This is a genomic window from Sphingobacterium sp. LRF_L2 (assembly GCF_965644235.1).
GTDB lineage: Bacteria > Bacteroidota > Bacteroidia > Sphingobacteriales > Sphingobacteriaceae > Sphingobacterium.
The window spans coordinates 104,878-124,037 of record NZ_CBFFRI010000004.1; the positions used below are offsets into that span (position 1 = coordinate 104,878).

Sequence of the window (19,160 nt, forward strand, 5' to 3'; positions counted from 1 at the left end):
CAAAGGCGATCTGTGATTGATCTTACATATATAATGATAGGAAAGGGGGGCATATATTGCCCTCCTTTTTGTATGTTTATAGTATGAAAAGAATGTTTCTTCTGTTTGTCCTGATTTCCGTGTTTCAGCAACTTATCGCTCAGCCATTTTCTTTTTTAAGACATCAACTTGATCTTTCTCCAATATTGAATAAGCATTTCTATGGTTTTTGCTTATACGATCTCGATAGCAACCGTTTTTTATTGGGAGTAAACGATGATAAATTATTTACTCCAGCTTCTAACACAAAAAATTTCACGCTATTTACTGTGCTTAAAAATCTCGGTGATTCTCTAGATGGATTACACTATATAGAAAGAGGGGATTCCTTAATTTTTTGGGGCACAGCAGATCCTACATTTCTGCACAATAGGCTGGATTCAAGAAAAGTTTATGATTTTTTAAAAAAAACTTCTAAAAAATTGTTTTACGTAGCTGAGAAACAAATGGAAGAACCCTTTTTTAGAAAGGGCTGGGCAATGGAAGATTTTGAAGAATATTATCAACCTGAACTGAGTAGTTTTCCTATTTACGGAAATGTGGTCACTTTTCGAGAAAATAGAGGACAACTTCGGACTAGTCCAGTTTTTTTTCAATCTTGTCTCAATTACACGAATGCAAAAGCTGGTGAATTTATTGTCACACGAAAGTTTGATGAAAATTTATTTTTCATCAATAGCTCACGTATTAAGCATAATTACGTGAATGAAAAGCCTTTTCGATATTCAGATTCACTTTTTGTTCACTTATTATCGGACAGCTTGAAGAAGGAAATTAAACTTATTTCCTACAGCAAGCCATCTGATTATCGTATTTTACATTCACATGCTACCACTGATATATTACGGGAAATGATGTTACCTAGTGATAACTTTCTGGCAGAACAATTGATGATGATGACGGCTTTAAAGACCTATGGTGAGATGAATACGGCTCAGTTAAGGAAGAAGATGAAGGCGGAATATTATGATTTCCTTACGGATAAAATTGAGTTATATGACGGAAGTGGATTGTCTGTGTACAACAAGATCACACCTCGTAGCATGGTTGAATTGTTGGTTCTTCTTTATGGGATTTTTGAAGATAAGCAAAAATTACATTTCTTATTCCCAACAGGAGGGGTAAATGGCACCTTGAAACGCACTTACGGGCTAGATCAAGGAGAACCTTTTGTATGGGCGAAAACTGGAACAATAAATTCCGTTTACAATCAAAGTGGTTTCGTTAGAACAAGAACGGGTAGAAACTTAGCGTTCTCCTTTCTGAATACAAACTTTTATGGTGAGGCAACTGCTGTACGAAAAGAAGTGGCACGTGTTGTTACATTTATCAGAGAGGCCTACTAGTTCATCTTCTTTTTGATTTTTCGCTTATTAAATTTGATTAACATTGGTATATTCGCTTTAACTATGCGCGCAATACAAAAAAATGATAAACGTTTGATCCGATCGTGGTCAATGTTCGACTGGGCCAATTCAGCCTATAATTTGGTGATTACCTCGACAATTTTTCCTGCATATTACACAGCAATTACACAAACGAAAGAAAATGGCGATGTTGTTCGTTTTTTTGGTATAGAAGTGATTAATACAGCTTTGTCGAATTTCAGTTTAGCTATTGCTTACTTAATTATGGCAGTCGCCTTGCCATTTGTATCTTCTTATGCCGATGTTAGAGGAAGAAAGAAACAAATGATGATGTTCTTTACCTATCTAGGATCCTTGTCCTGCATGGGACTGTTCTTTTTTAAATTAGAAACCTTAGAATTGGGTATCATTTTGTTTGTTCTTGCTGCAATGGGTTATATCGGAGGGGTTCTTTTTAATAATTCCTATTTGCCTGAAATCGCAACGACAGATCAACAAGACCGAGTGAGTGCCCAAGGATTTGCCTATGGTTATGTGGGCTGTGTCACGTTGCAGATTATTTGCCTTGTATTTATTTTAAAGCCCGATTGGTTTGGTATCACGGATCCTTCCTTTGGCCCTAGATTATCATTCCTACTCGTTGGACTTTGGTGGGCGGGCTTCTCTACTATACCTTTCAAAGCCTTACCTAATAACGAAAAGTCGGCCATAAGATCTTCCAAGAAGCTATTTCGCACAGTTGTCATAGAGTTTAAGATTGTTTGGCGAAAAATTCAGCGCATGCAAAGAATTCGTCGATTTTTGCCAGCTTATTTTTTTTATGCTGCGGGAGTGCAGACAGTAATGATTGTTGCCGCGGCATTTGGAGCAAAAGAGCTCCATATGGAAAATTCAAAGTTAATTATTACCATTTTGTTAATACAATTGGTCGCAATAGTGGGGGCTATATTTATATCGAAGCTTTCTGCCAAATTTGGCAACATAAAAATATTAATTACGCTTGTTTACGTATGGATGGCTATCTGCGTCAGTGCCTTTTATATAAAAACGGAAACTTCATTTTATATCTTGGCGTGTGTTGTTGGTCTAGTCATGGGAGGTATACAGTCTTTATCTAGATCGACCTACTCTAAATTTTTACCTGAAAACACGAAAGATACAACCTCGTTTTTTAGCTTCTACGACGTAACCGAGAAGTTGGCAATCGTACTAGGTCTTCTTTCATTTGGAGTAATTGAACAGGTAACACATAATATTCGTTATTCAGCTTTGTCTCTATCGATATTTTTTATTGTTGGATGTGTATTACTATTTCGCGTTTTACGGTTTAATAAAGCCTTGACAGCATGAGAGTAGAAGTTTTTATACCATGTTTAATTGATCAGATTTATCCTGAGACAGCCTTTAATATGATTAAACTACTTCAGAAGGCTGGCTGTGATGTAAGTTATAATCCTGAACAGACATGTTGCGGTCAATATCCTTATAACGCAGGCTTTTGGGATGAAGCAAAAAAAATAGGGTCTAAATTTCTTACGGATTTCTCTGAAGACAAATATATCGTAGCTCCTTCCGCAAGCTGTGTAAGTATGGTTAAGAAAGGTTATGATGATCTTTTCACGAATACAATTGTGCATAATCGGTGCAGAAATATTCAATCCAACATGTATGAATTGAGTGATTTCTTAGTAAATGTGTTGAAAAAAGATTATTTTGGAGCCGAGTTGGTTGGAACAGCAGTATATCATGATTCTTGCTCGGCATTAAGGGATTGCAATATAAAAGATGAGCCTAGAAAGCTTTTATCTCAGGTCGGTGGACTTCATATTGTCCCCATGCGTAATGAAGAATCTTGTTGTGGCTTTGGCGGCAATTTATCCATGAAGTTTGATGAGATATCTTCAGCAATGGCCGAACAAAAAGTCTTGAATGCTGTTGAGGTCAAAGCTGATTACATTATTTCGACAGATAGTTCCTGTCTTCTTCAATTGCAGTCTTATATCGACAAAAATGAGCTTCCAATTAAAACAAAACATATTGCAGATGTGTTGACATCTGGTTGGGCGAATATTTAATTAAAAACCTATTATCGATGAACTCAAGAAGAGAATTTTTAAAGAATTTAGGTATAGCTACTGCTGGATTAGCATTGGCTCCTTCCTTAGAATCGTTTGCTGTAAAGAAATCTTGGTTTGATATTTCTTTGGCAGAATGGTCCTTACACAAAACCCTTTTTAAAGGCGACCTCCAGAATATCGATTTTCCGGAACTTGCAGCTAAAAAGTTTGGCATATATGGAGTTGAATACGTCAATCAGTTCTTTAAGGACAAAGCAAAAGATATGACTTATTTAAAAGATTTGAAAAATCGTGCAAAGGATAATGGCGTAACTAACGTATTGATCATGATTGATGGAGAAGGAAATCTTGGAGATGAGGAAGAAACAAAACGTAAGGGTGCCGTCGAGAATCATTATAAATGGATTGATGCTGCGGCGTTTCTAGGATGTAAATCTATCCGAGTTAATGCTGCTGGAAAGGGAAGTCCAGATGAGATTAAAGGACGCGTTGTAGAGAGTTTAAGTACTTTAGCGGACTACGGTAAAAGCAGAAAGATCAACGTTATTGTTGAAAACCACGGTGGTATTTCTTCCCATGGTGATTGGCTCGCCTCTGTATTAAGTACGGTGAACATGAAAAACTGTGGCAGTTTACCTGATTTTGGAAATTTTTATGAATATGATCGTTATCAAGGAGTAACGGATCTTATGCCTTTTGCAAAGGGCGTGAGTGCAAAAACACACGATTTTGATATCGACGGAAATGAAACACAGGTTGACTACAATCGTATGTTGAAAATTGTAAAATCTTCTGGATTTAAGGGGTTTATAGGAATAGAATACGAAGGTTCTAAACTTTCAGAAGAAGACGGTATTTTTGCGACGAAAAAGCTTTTAGAGCGTTTCAAAGCGCTTTGATAGTATTTTTTTAATATGATTTGTATATTCCGAAGAAGTTGTATTATCATCTTATTTATAGTGACTTGTGTTTTTTCATTGAAAGCTCAGGTTAACTTCTTCACGATGGATAAATGGCAGGATAGTCTCGTGAATCTGGGGAAATATGTGTTTTCACCAGATTTAGGAGAGTCCGAAAGGCTTGATAAAAACTTTGTATTTGTGAAAACCTTAGTGTCTGCTCTCAAAGAAAAGCATTCATTTATTTATAGGTTTGATAAATTGTCAACGATCTCGATCCTTTATTCGCCAGATGATTCTTTTCGTATCTTTTCCTGGAACGTTCCGCTGAATGACGGTTCGTATCTTTATTATGGAGCCATTCAGAAGAAGTCGAAAGATGGAAAATTGAATCTTACTCCGCTTTTGGATAAGACATTTGAAATAAACAAACCGGATAACAGTATTCTGTCGGCCGACAATTGGTATGGCGCTCAATATTATGATATCATTCCATGGGGTAATAGGTATATTTTGCTAGGATGGAAGGGACATACACCTGAATTTTCTCAAAAAGTCATCGAAATTTTACAATTTAAAGATGGAGCTTACCAATTAGGAGAAATGGTCTTTTTAAATGAGTCGACATTGACACGTAAGATTTTCAATTTTACAAGACAGGCAACCATGTATCTGCAGTTTGATTCGACGAGTAAAAATATAGTTTTTGATCATTTGGTTCCTATAAATGACAGTTTAAAAGGTGTTTATAAGTATTATGGGCCAGATTTGTCTCATGATGCATACCGTATCAAAGACCAGGGACTGGAATTGATCGAAAATGTCACGGTTCGAAATGGTCTAAAAGTGGAAAATGATAATGGTCAGAAGCCTGGCCAAGCGGTAAAAGGAAAAAAAAGTGGATTGTAATTTTTTTTTATTTTCTTTGTAGCCAAATCCGCTAACAATTATTAAGTCCTATATATACGAGGAAGCTTAAAACGTATACACACACAACTTTAAATATGATTCAAGAAAAAGATGAAGTCTTGGTTGATCACTTGGAAAAACAAGGGATTGATGACAAAATGGTGATGGGCCATCCTGCCAGTTTATTCGTATTGTTTTTTACGGAAATGTGGGAACGTTTTAGCTATTATGGCATGCGTGCGCTGCTCGTTACCTTTTTGATCACGGAAGTAGCGAAACATGGTTGGGGCTGGACTAATGCGGAGGCAATGGAGTTATACGGTTGGTATACGGGCTTGGTATATGCTACACCTCTTCTCGGCGGTATGTTGGCAGATCGTTTAACAGGCTATAAAAAAGCGATCCTTATGGGGGCTTTAATTATGACATTAGGACATGCGTCAATGGCGTTAGAAGGAGAATCTAGGCTTTTCTTTTATCTAGGTTTAGGTCTAATGATTATAGGAAATGGATTATTTAAACCAAATATTTCCTCAATGGTTGGGCAATTGTATCCGAATAATAGTTCAAAGAAAGATGCAGGCTACACCATTTTTTATATGGGTATTAATGCCGGTGCATTCCTGGGGTCTTTATTATGCGGATATATTGGAGAGAAAATAGGTTGGCATTATGGCTTTGGTCTTGCGGGCGTGTTTATGTTTTTCGGCATGCTTCAATTTTATTTTGGACAACGCATCTTTGGTGTAATAGGTGATGCACCTCGTAAAGATAAAGATGAAAGTCATGTTGGGGAAGACGAAAGTTTACCTGGGAATGTAGTTAAAGATCGTTTAATTGTTGTTTCGGTTCTTATTGTTGCAAGCGTCTTTTTCTTTTTAGCATTTGAACAAGCTGGGGGCTCGATGACTATTTTTGCGAAAAATTATACGCAACGTGTGTTAGAAGGTACAGCTGGCTTGACGTTTAAGTGGGTTGATGCTATCCTTACGTTGCTTCCTATTTTAGTAGTTACTTATGTACTCTCTAAATTAGCGTCTAAAATAATGAAACAATATCCACTCACGGTTATTTTTACATTAATTTCGTTTTTCTCCATTATGCTTTTGGGGGTATGGAAAATACATAAGGAATTTACATCGGATGTAACGGAGGTGACAGTTGCTTGGTTCCAGATCTTGAATGCATTTTTCATCGTAACGTTAGCATCTTCTTTTAGTAAATTTTGGGAACGTGTTTGGAACCCATCGGGGCCTGTAAAATTCGCTTTTGGACTTATTCTAGTTGGGATAGGCTTTTTGACATTGTCTTATGGAAGTATGAGTATTCCTCAAGGTGCTGCCACAGCTTCAGTGAGTATGATTTGGCTTATTTTGGCTTATTTCTTCCATACTACGGGCGAGTTGTGCGTATCTCCGGTCGGATTGTCTTACATGAGTAAACTCTCACCGAAAAAATTCATTGGTCTTATTTTTGGTTTTTGGTTTTTAGCTTCTGCTATAGCTAATAAGTTGGCAGGATGGAGCGGAGGATTGATTGATAGAATTACCGAATTGTATTCGATGTCTACTTTCTTCTTAATTATTGCCGGCTTACCGATAGGAGCAGCCTTGTTATTATTGATATTTAGTCCTTTGCTCAGAAAAATGATGCATGGTATTAACTAATCCTTGCAGATCTTAAGAAAATGCTCGTAAGTTGTTACGAGCATTTTTTGTTTGCATCGGAAAATATTTGAGGGATTTGTTTAATTTTGGCAATCTAATAAAAAGCGTATGACAGAAAATTCTTCGTTTTCACTTCGCAACCCTGCGGGTGAAGGACGGGTATTAGGACATCCAGCAGGCCTGTTTGTCTTATTCTTTACTGAGATGTGGGAACGTTTTTCCTTTTACGGAATGCGTGTACTACTTATCCAATTTTTAACAGCATCCGTACTCGGAGCAAATCCCGGTTGGGGCTGGAGTGCAGAACAGGCTGGAGCTCTTTACGGAACTTATGCAATGTTACTATATATTACACCAATTTTTGGGGGAGTTATAGGTGATAAATATATTGGGTCTCGAGCTTCCGTTATTTTAGGTGCAGCTATCATGACTTTGGGGCATGCAGCTATGGCTTTTGATTCACCTTTGATGTTCTTTATAGGTCTTGCTTGTCTCGTTATAGGTACAGGTTTTTTTAAACCGAATATGCCCGCAATCTTGGGGGAAATGTACAAGCAATTACCTGAAAAAAAAGATGGTGCTTATACCATTTTTTATATGGGGGTAAATGCAGGAGCCTTTTTCGGTATGATGTTATGTGGCTACATCGCTGAAACTTCCGGCTGGCATTGGGGATTTGGTTTAGCTGGTATTTTTATGTTATTAGGCACGATTCAATTTTGGCTCGCAGGTCCATTATTGGGACGCCTAGGTTTGCTCGATAAGTCTCAGAAAAATAAGGAAACACCGCAAAATAATTTAGAAGCCGGTGAAGTAAAATACAATAAATTTTCGACAGGAGATGTTGTACTCATGATTATTGTCGGGATTGTGGGGTTAATTTACGCATTTAACGACCCCTTATCGAAAAATAATGTATTAGACGTATTTGCCTTCATGGATACCGCCGCTTTTAGAGGACAAAACATAGCAATAGTTATTGCTTTGCTTATGTTCCTTTTTCTAATTGTTTCGCGTGCACGTCGTTATACAAAGGTTGTACGTGATCGGATGTATGGAGTCATACTTCTCGGTTTTTTCTTGATTTTCTTTTTCATGAGTTTCGAGCAGGGGGCGACTTCTTTGGTATTGGTTGCAAGAGATTATGTAAATCGTGAGTTGTCCGGGAATAGTCTTCTTATTTTCAATATTATAAATACATTGCTTACGATTGTTCCTTTGGTCATTATTTCCTGGGTTCTTATTAAGCTTGCTATTGTTACCTGGAAGAAAATCGCTTGGTCTAATGTGATCCTATTTATATGTTTTATATTGATTTGGGGAGCTGGTATTTGGATGCTGTATAAGGAGTTTACTGCGGAAACTTCTGCTATAAAAGTCTCTTGGTTTTCAACATTGAACTCATTTTTCATCATAGCACTTGCCTCTTCAGTTTCCAAAATCTGGGAGTCGAAATATAATCCAACTGCCGCCATGAAATATGGTTATGGTCTACTTTTGGTTGCAATAGGTTACCTTTTGATAGCTTTTGGCTCTTTTGGTGCTAGTGATGGAGTTAAAATATCCATGGTCTTTCTGGTATTGACTTACCTTTTTCATACTTTAGGAGAGCTATTTATTTCACCAGTTGGCTTATCCTATGTTTCAAAACTTGTACCTGCACGCATGCTGGCATTTATGTTTGGAATGTGGTACCTAGCGATAGCTATCGCACAGAAACTGGCCGCTATTCTTGGTGGACAGGTAGAGGCGATTCAGCAGGAATACTCCCTAAGTCATTTCTTTTTCCTTTTCACGATTATTCCTGCGGTAGCTGGATTACTCGTTATGGCGTTAAATCCGCTGATTAAAAGGTTAATGCACGGTATTAAATAGACTTTTTGTTGCAGTAGAAGTTTGCTGATAAAATTTCTACTCTATTAAATAGATAATTGTTATGTCGAAACAAGTTACATTAGATGACATTCAAAATTTCCAAGGTAAATACCCCAAGCAATTGTGGTATTTGTTCCTGGTGGAAATGTGGGAACGTTTTTGTTTTTACGGGATGCGTGGCGTATTGGCTATTTTCATGGTCGATCAGCTGTTGCTTTCCGAGAAAGATGCCAACCTAAAATATGGAGCAATTCAAGCCTTTGTGTATGCCTTTACTTTTGTTGGTGGAATATTTGCAGATAAAATTCTGGGGTTTAAACGTTCCCTTACTTTTGGTGCTATATTGATGATTTTAGGTAATGGCCTAATTGCTATTGACCCGCACCAGTTCTTTTATTTTGGGATCGCACTAACTATTATTGGGACTGGTTTTTTTAAACCCAACATTTCTTCCATGGTAGGTGATCTTTACAAAGAGGGAGATTCAAGACGTGATGCAGGGTTTGGTGTCTTTTACTCGGGAATTAATGTAGGAGCTCTTCTTGGAGGCGCTTTATGCGTTTGGTTAGGAAAGGAACATTCATGGAACTTAGCTTTTTTTGCAGCGGCGGTGGTGATGTTGATCGGCGTAATCATTTTTTTAGCCACAAAGAAACATTTAGGCCCAATAGGTAATAGCCCTATCGCTCATCTCTCTAAAAAGGCAAAAACAACACGTGAGATTCTTGTTTATCTCGGCGCATTAGTTTGTATTCCGTTGATTTTCATCATGGTTAATAATACGCGTTACACGGATATGTTTATGTACATAATTGGACCACTAGCGATACTCTATTTCCTATACCAAATTGTTCGAGAAAAGGAATCTCAGATTCGTCAGAAACTTATTGCAGCTTTAATTCTGATTCTGTTTTCTATTTTGTTTTTTGCTATTTTCGAACAGGCAGGAGGGTCTTTGGCCTTATTTGCAAATAACAATTTGCAAACAAACCTTTTATTTTTCAATATCGATCCTAACGTAGTCAATAACGGTGCGAATTCTTTATTTGTTATTGTTTTTAGCCCAATTTTGGGTCTTTTGTGGTTAGCTTTAGCTAAGAAAAAGCTTGAACCAAATACCGTGATTAAATTTGGGCTTGGCTTCCTTTTCTTAGCAATTGGTTATTATGTTTTCTTTGGTACACGATTCTTCGCTGATTCTTCTGGAAAAACGTCATTAGGCGTTTTTACTTTAGCCTATTTAGCTGTGACTATTGGAGAACTTTGTCTTTCACCAATAGGACTGTCGATGATTACTAAATTGTCTCCAAAGCATTTAGGTGGTATGATGATGGGATTGTGGTTTTTGGCAAGTGCTTATGGGCAATATGTTGCAGGACTTTTGGGCGCGGGAATGTCATCTCCAGATGAGAAGGCCTCTCTTCTTGATAAACTAATTGCCTACACAGACGGGTATCAACAGCTTGCTTGGTATTCGTTAATTGCTGGTGTTATCTTAATCGCCCTATCTCCGTTGATAAAGAAATTGATGCATGGCGTCAGTTAGGAAAAATAAATTCACTTAAATTTATAGATACGTGTCCGATAGCTTAGTTATCATTCCAACTTACAACGAAAAGGAAAATATAGAGAAAATCATTAGAAAGGTGTTTTCTCTATCCGTGAGCTTTGATATACTTATTGTGGATGATGGTTCTCCAGATGGGACTGCACAAATTGTAAAAAATCTACAAGAAGAATTTGCTAATCGATTATTTATTGAAGAACGGTCGGGCAAATTGGGCTTGGGGACTGCTTATATCCATGGTTTTAAATGGGCATTGCAACGCACATATGAATATATTTTTGAAATGGACGCTGATTTCAGTCATAACCCAGATGATTTATTAAGATTAAGATCTGCTTGTCTGGAGGGAGCAGACATGGCTGTTGGTTCGCGTTATGTTAAGGGGGTGAATGTCGTCAACTGGCCTATGAGTCGAGTTCTGATGTCATATTTTGCCTCGGTTTATGTACGGTTTATCATGCGCATTCCTATTCAAGATGCTACAGCTGGCTTTGTATGTTTCTCTAGAAAAGTACTTGATAAAATTCCTTTAGATAAAATTAAATTCGTTGGATACGCCTTTCAGATAGAAATGAAATTTAAAGCCATACAATATGGCTTTCAGGTAGATGAAGTTCCTATTATATTTACTGATAGAACTGAAGGGGTTTCGAAAATGAGCACACGCATCTTTCGGGAGGCTTTTTGGGGTGTAATCCAATTGAAATTAGAAAGTTTTTTTAAAAAATACAATTAATTGTTATACATTAGGTTAAAGGAAACGTATGAACGAGTATCTCGATCCCAATCCAGAAAAATTAAATCCTGCCGATAGAGATGTCGAACGTGCGTTGCGTCCGCAGGCTTTTGAGGATTTTACAGGTCAAGATAAAATTCTAGAAAATCTATCCATTTTCGTAAAAGCAGCAAAGCTTAGGGGAGAAGCGTTGGATCATGTATTGTTACATGGCCCTCCAGGACTAGGTAAAACTACCTTATCTCATATTATCGCCAATGAAATGGGGGTGAATATAAAGATAACATCTGGCCCTGTACTTGATAAGCCGGGGGATCTTGCTGGACTTCTCACTAATCTGGAAGATGGTGACGTACTCTTTATTGATGAAATACATCGATTAAGCCCCTTAGTTGAGGAATATTTATATTCGGCTATGGAGGACTTCAAGATCGATATTATGCTAGAAACAGGGCCTAATGCACGCTCTGTTCAAATATCACTCAATCCATTTACACTAATAGGTGCCACCACCCGCTCAGGATTATTAACAGCTCCTTTGCGCGCCCGTTTTGGCATAAATGCACGACTTCAATATTATGACGCAAAACTATTAACAACGATAGTCTTACGATCTTCCTCTATACTTAATACAGCTATAAGCGAAGAGGGGGCTTATGAGATTGCCAGAAGAAGTCGCGGAACACCTCGGATTGCGAACGCGCTCTTACGGCGTACTCGAGATTTCGCACAGATAAAAGGAAATGGTACAATAGACAAAGGAATTGCTCAATACGCATTGCATGCCCTGAACGTTGATGAAAATGGACTAGATGAAATGGATAACAGAATTTTATCGACCATTATCGAGAAATTTAAGGGAGGACCGGTGGGCCTAAAAACAATTGCGACAGCGGTAGGTGAAGATGAAGGTACTATCGAAGAAGTATATGAACCTTTTCTCATTCAAGAAGGATATCTGATGCGCACCTCCCGTGGACGAGAATGCACAGATATAGCATATAGACATTTAGGAAAAATTAATTTAAACAAGGGGAATACTTTATTCTAGATATATTAGAACTATGAGCCTACGAATTTCATGTTATTTATTACTGACTTTTCTACCTATTTTACTTTATGCGCAACTTGATTGCCCACCAGTTGGTAAGGAACGACACTCTGAGAAAATAAGTTTAACCATAGGAGTGGGGCCTACACTCCTTTACGGTGATATAAAAAAAGAGTATAATCTAGGGCTGGCGACTGTATTTAAAGCAGATTATAAGCTATATAAAGGACTCTACGCGGGTGTTGAAGGGCAATGGGGTATATTGAATTCGTATGGAAAATACTATAATCGGACAGATCTGGAAGTTGATTATCAAAATGTGGATCCTCGTTTTGTTAGAAACTACTATATAGCCGGAACATGGAATCTAACGGTTTATCCAGCATTATTTTTTTACGATGAATACAGAGATTTCAAAAAACCTTCGCTGCAGACCTTAATAGTTCGGGGATTGTATGGCGCGATAGGTTTTGGTGGAATTATAAATCAATATGATAAGCTCTATCGACACGATCCGAATAATCCCAATAACAATGCTGAGTTCGAAAGAAACGTCGATGGCGAAATTGAGAAATATAAAACTCCGACGAAAGATCTGTTGTTTCCAGTTTTTAATATTGGCGTAAGTTTACCAATCAACAAATATTCTTATACCTCAAGAGGATTCTGGAGTGTAGTGGTCAATGGTCAATTCAATTTTTCTGAGGGAGATCAATTAGATGCCTATCAACCAATAACAGGAGATGGCGTTTCATCGAAAGCTGACGTCTTCAGTTTTGGGTATTTAGGCTTAAAGTATACGTTTTAGAATTCTATTCGCCCTACTTTTTAGTGCAGGTGTAGGATTTTTTAATAGAAAGTGGATTTGCGCAATAAGTTCCTCTTTCACCCAAGTATGCGAATCACTAAGGTAGTAAAGTACATTGAGACAATTGACAGTAACGGCTACTGGACAATTTGCGTTTATAATCCAATTAAAACAACATTCTATTATTAGCTGTTCTTCTTGTTGTTTCAGAATTACAATTCTTTGAGAAGGATGGGTGAGGAGCATACATATTTTTGTATAACTTCGAATGCAGCTCCAATTACATTGTTCTTTTAGCCTGCTTAGAAAGGTTATATACATACCTTTAATCAAGGTGTTATCATCAAGTAGGACATGCTCCAATAACCAAGATGCTCGAAATGCAATTTGTGTATCAGCATGGATAGAATATTCAAGCAACATCGGTATAGTGAGCCCTTGCTCTTCTATGAAAGTTTTACCAAATGACTTTGCCTTAAAATAACGAATATCTTCTTTTAAAAACTTTAAAATAGCCGACTGATTATTCTCCATAAAACTTAGGATTAAAGTTCACTAAAAATAATTGTTGGGTAGCTCGAGTTATCGAAGTATATAACCATCTCAAAAATTCTGTATTAAGCATGTCATCATTAAGATATCCTTGATCAACGAATACGCATGGCCATTGCCCGCCTTGAGCTTTGTGACAAGTTATAGCATATGCAAATTTGATTTGTAATGCGTTGTAATAAGGATCCTTTTTAATAGCCTCTAATCTATCTTTTTTTTGAGGTATATCGATATAATCTTGTGCTATAGATTCATAAAGACGTTGCTGCTGATCGTAAGGTAGATTTGGTGCATCTACATGTATACTGTCCAATAATACTCTACATAAAATAGGGTCTAACTCATCGTCATCAATAAATTCCAATGAAATGTCGGCAAAACGAAACCCGTGTTGATCATGTATGTTGGACACTTTTCTTACCTTAGCTAAATCTCCATTTGCAATAAAACCCGTATTTTTTTCATCATGCTGTTGTAGCCAATAGTAATTGTTACGTACAATCATCACTAGATCTCCGCCCGTAATTTCTTCTTCGCGAAATAAGATTTGATTTCTAATATGTTGATTGTATAGGTTCGCGGATTTATTCGAACGACATATAACTATGGAGTTTTCGATGTCAAATTTATCATAACTGTAATGCAATCCTTCAATAAGTCTTTCTCCATTCATTCTAAAAATATCTCCAAAGCCTTTGGTAACAAATTGAGGAAAAGGTAAGTGGTCTTGCTGTTTTTCTATACTGATATCGTCCCTAATTTTTGTAGCGTTATACAAAATACCCGAAGCTTGCTTTTGACGTACAACTTCCGTTAGTTCGAAATGAAAGACTTGCATGTGATAGTTGGAAGCAATGTGTTCATTATCTAAGGCGGGACTGTCGAGCATACCTACTGGTGGTAGCTGCGCAGTGTCGCCAACAAACATTAAACAACAATTATTACCGGAACGAACAAATCTGATTAAATCATCCAAAAGACTACTCGAAAAAAACTGTACGGCATCATCAGCAATCATTGACGCCTCGTCAATAATGAAAAGAGTGTCTTCATGTAGATTTTCAGCCAATGTAAAATCTAATTCTATGGTAGAGGCCGTTTTCTTTCGATAAATTTTTTTATGGATTGTGTACGCTTTTTTACCAGAATAATAGCTCATTACTTTCGCAGCGCGACCAGTTGGCGCTAGCAATACTACCCGTTTTTTTAATAAGGGTAACACACTGACGACCGCACTGATGATCGTGGTCTTTCCTGTCCCGGCATACCCTTTCAAGAGGAAGCAGGTTGTGGAATTGAAAGTTGTTAAAAAAAAATCCAGTAGCTTAAATACCTCAAGCTGTTGTTTTGTAGGCTGCCAGTGAAATTGTTTGACAAGCAGTTCTCGAATAGACATAACCAAAGTTATCTAAAAGGTTGGTCAAATCAATTGTAAAAGCTAATTTTGTTTTTATAAGTAGGCAGAACCGTATATCACTTACATGAACTATACATCAAAAAATTTTCATTTACATTACGTCTCACGATACCGATTAATTATAAAGTCAGGGTTCGCAACCGATACATTGATTGTGGTAGACGAAGACAACGAAGTTCAAGCTTTTCATTCGTATCCATCTGAAGAACCGAGTATAGAGGCGACTAAATTACTAGGACTACCTTTTCAAAAGATTTTTATAGGGTTACCACTACAAAGTTTAGTGTTTATTCCCTCTGAAGTTTACAATACAGAAGACCGTGAGATCTACCAAGAATTTTTACTAGACGATAAGATTGAACGAAGTTACCGTTGTGATATTGAAAATTTAGGAGTTACAGGTTATTTTCAATTTGATTTATTGTTACTAAATCGTTGGCAGGCCATATTCCCTCAAGCAAATTTTATGGCAGACTTTCAAGTTGTATTACGCGATATACAAGCGTATATTCCAGCAGAAGGTACCGTGCTAGGTGTGCATGTAAGGGATAAGCAAGTTGAGCTTTTCGTATTTATTCGTGAACGTTTCCAATTGTATAATATATTTGATATCGAAACACCAGACGATCTACAATATTTTATTCTACACGTGTGCAGGCTTTTAGCAATCAGTCGAATTGATAAAATCCTTGTTTCGGGAATTGATGCCGAACATACTTTTATGGAAGTTCTACGACAACATGCGCATACCATTGAATTTGTAAAATCAACATTAAACTTGTACTCAAACGATATCGATGTTGTTAAAGAAGCTCAACTATTAAACATACTAGCTGATTTTCCTTTATGCGTATCATAGGAGGAAAATTCGGCGGACTTCGGCTCACGCCGCCACAAAACTTGCCCGTTAGGCCAACAACTGATATCGCAAAAGAAGCGTTATTTAATATATTGGAAAATAAAGGGGCATTTGAGGATTGTGCTTGTCTAGATTTGTTTGCTGGCACAGGTAACATCAGTTTTGAATTAGCATCTCGAGGAGCTGCGTCGATCGAGGCTGTGGATATTCATTTTAAATGCCTTCAATATATTAAGGATACGGCTACAAAGTTGAAAATAGATGTTATTAAGACGAGGAAAGCAGATGTAATCAAGTTTATTGGAAGCGCGAAAGATAGTTATGATTTTATTTTTGCAGATCCACCTTACGACCTATCAGCGCTACCGCAACTTGCAAACGCAATCATTAATCAAGGCATGTTAAAAAAAGGCGGTACTATGGTTATTGAACATCCCTCTACTAGAAAAATGGATGATTCTTCCTTTTATTTAGAGACAAGGAAATATGGATATTCTTCATTTAGTTTTTATCAATTTACGTGATGCTCAAACTTGATATAAAAATAGCTGTATTTGCAGGGTCATTCGACCCCTTCACTTTTGCTCATAAAGATATAGTAGACCGAGGTCTTTGTTTATTTGACAAAGTTGTTATTGCTGTAGGTAAAAACAGTGCAAAAACAGGTGTATTGCCTTTTGAAGATCGTGTTGAATCTATCAAGCAAGTTTATAAGAATAACGAACGGATAGAAGTGGAACAGTTTAACGGTCTCACAGTAGATTTTTGCAAGAGGGTAGGTGCTAATTTTATTTTACGCGGTTTAAGAAATACAAACGATTTTTTGTTTGAACAAGCTATTGCCCAAAATAATTTGTTACTTGCGCCAACTATAGAAACCTATTTTCTTGCTTGTCAGACAGGATTAGGGCATATTTCTTCAACAATTGTACGTGATATATGGATGAACCAAGGTGATATTTCTAAGATGGTGCCTGAAGAAGTTTTGTTTTATCTAAAAAGAAGTAAATAGGGCTTATGTTCGCCCTATTCTAACTTTTTTACCTTTTATTTTTAAATTGTTTGCAATCTTTATAATACCTAAAACGACATCTCTATTCACCGCTACAAAAGATTCCTTTTCTTTCACTTCTATTAATCCGATATCTTCTTTCTTGATATCAGGAAGATTCAAGAGAAAACCTACGATATCAACTTTATTTATTTTATCTTTTTTTCCTCCTGTTATGTAAAGCGTTGCAAAAGCTGAATTTGTAGGCAATGTATAGTCTTCATCATCTAAATGTAAGGTTTCGCTATCAACGGGAAGATATGGGTAATCTTCCTCAGGTTTTAAAATTACAAAAACTTCCCCGGACGATTGCATTCGAGCGGTTCTACCGTTTCTATGTATAAAAGCATCTTCTTTGTATGGAAGTTGATAGTGTATGATGGTCTCAACCTCGGGAATATCGAGCCCTCGAGCAGCTAAGTCGGTCGTAACCAATATTCGGTTAGAATTGTTCCTAAACTTCAATAAGGCAAGTTCTCGATCAGGTTGTTCCAATCCACCATGGAATAGATCATGAGTGACCTCGTATTCTTCTAATAAAGAACTTATATGATCAACAGCATCCCTGTGGTTGCAAAATATTATTGTTTTCTTTTCACCATTTTTTGACAATATTCGGAGTAAATTCTTTAATTTATGCTGCGAAGGGCTGATGATCTTTTTTACCGAGATCTTGGGCTTAGAGTCTCCATCGCCAGAAAAATCTACAATCACAGGCGAATGTATTCTAGCAAAGTCGGGGATTTCTGACATTTTCGTCGCGGAAGTCATGATAGTTCTTCCTATATGATTCATCTGTCCCAGGATGTAACGCATCTGTCCTTCAAACCCAAATTCAAGTGATTTGTCAAATTCATCGAGTATAATTGTATGGACATCGTTAATATTGACATGATTACGTTCGATATGGTACATCAATCTGCCTGGTGTACCGATTAACAAAGCCGGGGATTCGCGAAGTTTGTTTCTTTCAACTTTAGTATCATTTCCACCATATACACAAGTAACTTTGAAACCAACATGTACTTTTTTGAGGACCTGTTCAATTTGCAACGCTAATTCTCTGGTAGGAACTAGTATCATCGATTGTGTACCCGGAATATCTTTTCGGAGATGCCTTTCTAAAAGTAAAGTAAATGCCAGTGTTTTCCCTGTTCCAGTCGGAGAATGTAAAATAAAGTCTTTTTCAGGATTGTATTGTTCAAGTACAGCTGTCTGCATTTCATTAAGATTTGCAATCTGCAATCGCTGTAAAATTTCTTGGAGTTTCATAGAAACAAAGTTACAATATAAAATATGTTTTTTTCAGTAGATTAATAGAACAGGCGAGGCTGCGATACTTAAGCTGCCTTGGTTTATTGCGTAGAGATGTGCTTAAAAATAAAGAAGGACTAATCCTTACCTTCGAAGTAATCGATTAGTCCTTATATTATCTATATGAAATAGATACGATCGTTGTTATGAATTAAAAATGAAATTGCACACCAAGAGTTGGAGATAGAGAATTTGCATCCAATCCGAATTTATTTTCGGTGATATCATTTGTTTTGTTTTTATCAGATTCGAAATAAAGTCCTCTAACCTTGAACTCGATACCTATTTTACTTGTAGGGAAGAACGCAAAACCAGGTGCTAATTCAACACCGTATTTTTCAAATTTTTGTTCATTTGTTACCGTTGCACTTTCTACAGTATTTTTTCCCCAAGCCATAGGAACAGATAATTGAGAGAAAAATTTAAATTGCCCCTCACCAATATAATTTCTTACAAAGGGAGCCACTTGGAAGTAATTTGTTTTGTTTGTAGTGATACCATTTTCATTTTTCCCCCAATTATAACCGACACCAGTACCTACAGCCCAATTATCGCTAACGAAATAGCCTACGGTTGGATTGATTGAAAACGCATTTTGTTTGATATCCGTGTCTTTAGTTTTTGAAGTTTCGAAACCGACTTGACCACCAACGATAAATTTACCTTTTTCTGTTTGTGCTTGTGATGCTAAAGTTAAAGCGGTTACTGCTGTGAGTGTTAAGAATAATTTTTTCATAATACTTGAAATTAATGTTTGTTGAAAATATTTGACTTTTTATCAATATAATTCAGTATGTCCAATATATATGCCAATGGAAGCAACAAATGTCATTGAAATGTTTGTTTATACAACTAATTATCAAGCAATAGATTATATACCAGAAGCTGATTTAAATTTTCTAACGCTTTTTTAAAAAGAACAGAAAACAGCCTGTCGAGGTGACGTTACGTCTGTTTTTAAGCAAAAATGT

General features: G+C 36.8%; 18 protein-coding genes. 14 read left to right on the plus strand and 4 right to left on the minus strand.

Annotation, left to right across the window (positions count from 1 at the left end; translation table 11 throughout):
- The first annotated feature begins 83 nt into the window (after positions 1 to 83).
- From ACSZOX_RS09280 to ACSZOX_RS09330, 11 genes are all read left to right on the plus strand, one after another.
- Complete coding sequence (locus tag ACSZOX_RS09280) at positions 84 to 1,385, plus strand: D-alanyl-D-alanine carboxypeptidase (protein ID WP_437919606.1); 1,302 nt, start codon at positions 84 to 86, stop codon at positions 1,383 to 1,385.
- Between the two features lie 63 nt (positions 1,386 to 1,448).
- Positions 1,449 to 2,756: an MFS transporter gene (locus tag ACSZOX_RS09285; protein ID WP_437919607.1), complete on the plus strand. Its 1,308-nt coding sequence runs from the start codon at positions 1,449 to 1,451 to the stop codon at positions 2,754 to 2,756.
- Positions 2,753 to 3,481, plus strand: coding sequence for a (Fe-S)-binding protein (locus tag ACSZOX_RS09290; RefSeq protein WP_437919608.1), 729 nt, complete (start codon positions 2,753 to 2,755; stop codon positions 3,479 to 3,481). Before ACSZOX_RS09285 ends, ACSZOX_RS09290 begins: the two co-directional genes overlap by 4 nt.
- A gap of 17 nt (positions 3,482 to 3,498) precedes the next feature.
- Complete coding sequence (locus tag ACSZOX_RS09295) at positions 3,499 to 4,383, plus strand: sugar phosphate isomerase/epimerase family protein (RefSeq protein WP_437919609.1); 885 nt, start codon at positions 3,499 to 3,501, stop codon at positions 4,381 to 4,383.
- Positions 4,384 to 4,488: 105 nt separating this feature from the next.
- Positions 4,489 to 5,292: a hypothetical protein gene (locus ACSZOX_RS09300; RefSeq protein WP_437919610.1), complete on the plus strand. Its 804-nt coding sequence runs from the start codon at positions 4,489 to 4,491 to the stop codon at positions 5,290 to 5,292.
- Positions 5,293 to 5,387: 95 nt separating this feature from the next.
- A complete protein-coding gene (locus tag ACSZOX_RS09305; protein ID WP_437919611.1) occupies positions 5,388 to 6,959 on the plus strand; it encodes a peptide MFS transporter in 1,572 nt (523 codons plus the stop codon).
- A gap of 108 nt (positions 6,960 to 7,067) precedes the next feature.
- Positions 7,068 to 8,834, plus strand: a complete 1,767-nt coding sequence (locus ACSZOX_RS09310) for a peptide MFS transporter (RefSeq protein ID WP_437919612.1) — start codon at positions 7,068 to 7,070, stop codon at positions 8,832 to 8,834.
- Positions 8,835 to 8,895: 61 nt separating this feature from the next.
- Positions 8,896 to 10,380 carry a peptide MFS transporter gene (locus ACSZOX_RS09315; protein ID WP_437919613.1) on the plus strand — a complete coding sequence of 495 codons (1,485 nt, stop codon included), beginning with the start codon at positions 8,896 to 8,898 and terminating at the stop codon, positions 10,378 to 10,380.
- A 31-nt stretch (positions 10,381 to 10,411) separates the two neighbouring features.
- Positions 10,412 to 11,137 (plus strand): polyprenol monophosphomannose synthase, encoded by a 726-nt coding sequence (locus tag ACSZOX_RS09320; RefSeq protein WP_437919614.1) that lies wholly within the window; start codon positions 10,412 to 10,414, stop codon positions 11,135 to 11,137.
- A gap of 28 nt (positions 11,138 to 11,165) precedes the next feature.
- Entirely contained in the window at positions 11,166 to 12,188 is a 1,023-nt protein-coding gene (ruvB, locus tag ACSZOX_RS09325; protein WP_437919615.1) for a Holliday junction branch migration DNA helicase RuvB, read from the plus strand.
- Positions 12,189 to 12,201: 13 nt separating this feature from the next.
- Positions 12,202 to 12,996 carry a hypothetical protein gene (locus ACSZOX_RS09330; protein WP_437919616.1) on the plus strand — a complete coding sequence of 265 codons (795 nt, stop codon included), beginning with the start codon at positions 12,202 to 12,204 and terminating at the stop codon, positions 12,994 to 12,996.
- Here the strand turns inward: ACSZOX_RS09330 and ACSZOX_RS09335 are convergent.
- Both ACSZOX_RS09335 and ACSZOX_RS09340 read right to left on the minus strand, forming a co-directional pair.
- Positions 12,979 to 13,530, minus strand: coding sequence for a hypothetical protein (locus ACSZOX_RS09335; RefSeq protein ID WP_437919617.1), 552 nt, complete (start codon positions 13,528 to 13,530; stop codon positions 12,979 to 12,981). The genes ACSZOX_RS09330 and ACSZOX_RS09335 overlap by 18 nt on opposite strands.
- Positions 13,520 to 14,944 (minus strand): ATP-dependent DNA helicase, encoded by a 1,425-nt coding sequence (locus ACSZOX_RS09340; protein WP_437919618.1) that lies wholly within the window; start codon positions 14,942 to 14,944, stop codon positions 13,520 to 13,522. The genes ACSZOX_RS09335 and ACSZOX_RS09340 overlap by 11 nt, the downstream gene beginning before the upstream one ends.
- Before the next feature lie 85 nt (positions 14,945 to 15,029).
- Between ACSZOX_RS09340 and ACSZOX_RS09345 the strand changes: the two genes are divergently transcribed.
- From ACSZOX_RS09345 to coaD, 3 genes are read left to right on the plus strand one after another with little or no spacing between them, the layout of a single operon-like run.
- A complete protein-coding gene (locus ACSZOX_RS09345) occupies positions 15,030 to 15,824 on the plus strand; it encodes a DUF3822 family protein (RefSeq protein ID WP_437919619.1) in 795 nt (264 codons plus the stop codon).
- A complete protein-coding gene (gene rsmD, locus ACSZOX_RS09350; RefSeq protein ID WP_437919620.1) occupies positions 15,812 to 16,348 on the plus strand; it encodes a 16S rRNA (guanine(966)-N(2))-methyltransferase RsmD in 537 nt (178 codons plus the stop codon). The genes ACSZOX_RS09345 and rsmD overlap by 13 nt, the downstream gene beginning before the upstream one ends.
- Complete coding sequence (gene coaD / locus ACSZOX_RS09355) at positions 16,348 to 16,836, plus strand: pantetheine-phosphate adenylyltransferase (protein ID WP_437919621.1); 489 nt, start codon at positions 16,348 to 16,350, stop codon at positions 16,834 to 16,836. The genes rsmD and coaD overlap by 1 nt, the downstream gene beginning before the upstream one ends.
- Before the next feature lie 3 nt (positions 16,837 to 16,839).
- On the opposite strand, the gene ACSZOX_RS09360 is transcribed toward coaD, so the two are convergent.
- The gene (locus ACSZOX_RS09360) at positions 16,840 to 18,147 is read right to left on the minus strand and encodes a DEAD/DEAH box helicase (protein ID WP_437919622.1); all 1,308 of its coding nucleotides are present in this window, start codon (positions 18,145 to 18,147) and stop codon (positions 16,840 to 16,842) included.
- Between the two features lie 193 nt (positions 18,148 to 18,340).
- Complete coding sequence (locus ACSZOX_RS09365; protein WP_437919623.1) at positions 18,341 to 18,925, minus strand: outer membrane beta-barrel protein; 585 nt, start codon at positions 18,923 to 18,925, stop codon at positions 18,341 to 18,343.
- Positions 18,926 to 19,160 lie beyond the last annotated feature (235 nt).

Bases quoted from the DNA above. Each gene is read 5' to 3' on its own strand.
- ACSZOX_RS09365 (WP_437919623.1), bottom strand. From the start codon at position 18,925: ATGAAAAAATTATTCTTAACACTCACAGCAGTAACCGCTTTAACTTTA.
- ACSZOX_RS09310 (WP_437919612.1), top strand. From the start codon at position 7,068: ATGACAGAAAATTCTTCGTTTTCACTTCGCAACCCTGCGGGTGAAGGA.
- ACSZOX_RS09285 (WP_437919607.1), top strand. From the start codon at position 1,449: ATGCGCGCAATACAAAAAAATGATAAACGTTTGATCCGATCGTGGTCA.
- coaD (WP_437919621.1), top strand. From the start codon at position 16,348: ATGCTCAAACTTGATATAAAAATAGCTGTATTTGCAGGGTCATTCGAC.
- ACSZOX_RS09295 (WP_437919609.1), top strand. From the start codon at position 3,499: ATGAACTCAAGAAGAGAATTTTTAAAGAATTTAGGTATAGCTACTGCT.
- ACSZOX_RS09345 (WP_437919619.1), top strand. From the start codon at position 15,030: ATGAACTATACATCAAAAAATTTTCATTTACATTACGTCTCACGATAC.
- ACSZOX_RS09290 (WP_437919608.1), top strand. From the start codon at position 2,753: ATGAGAGTAGAAGTTTTTATACCATGTTTAATTGATCAGATTTATCCT.
- ACSZOX_RS09360 (WP_437919622.1), bottom strand. From the start codon at position 18,147: ATGAAACTCCAAGAAATTTTACAGCGATTGCAGATTGCAAATCTTAAT.
- ACSZOX_RS09315 (WP_437919613.1), top strand. From the start codon at position 8,896: ATGTCGAAACAAGTTACATTAGATGACATTCAAAATTTCCAAGGTAAA.
- ACSZOX_RS09300 (WP_437919610.1), top strand. From the start codon at position 4,489: ATGGATAAATGGCAGGATAGTCTCGTGAATCTGGGGAAATATGTGTTT.
- ruvB (WP_437919615.1), top strand. From the start codon at position 11,166: ATGAACGAGTATCTCGATCCCAATCCAGAAAAATTAAATCCTGCCGAT.
- ACSZOX_RS09340 (WP_437919618.1), bottom strand. From the start codon at position 14,944: ATGTCTATTCGAGAACTGCTTGTCAAACAATTTCACTGGCAGCCTACA.
- rsmD (WP_437919620.1), top strand. From the start codon at position 15,812: ATGCGTATCATAGGAGGAAAATTCGGCGGACTTCGGCTCACGCCGCCA.
- ACSZOX_RS09330 (WP_437919616.1), top strand. From the start codon at position 12,202: ATGAGCCTACGAATTTCATGTTATTTATTACTGACTTTTCTACCTATT.
- ACSZOX_RS09280 (WP_437919606.1), top strand. From the start codon at position 84: ATGAAAAGAATGTTTCTTCTGTTTGTCCTGATTTCCGTGTTTCAGCAA.
- ACSZOX_RS09305 (WP_437919611.1), top strand. From the start codon at position 5,388: ATGATTCAAGAAAAAGATGAAGTCTTGGTTGATCACTTGGAAAAACAA.
- ACSZOX_RS09335 (WP_437919617.1), bottom strand. From the start codon at position 13,530: ATGGAGAATAATCAGTCGGCTATTTTAAAGTTTTTAAAAGAAGATATT.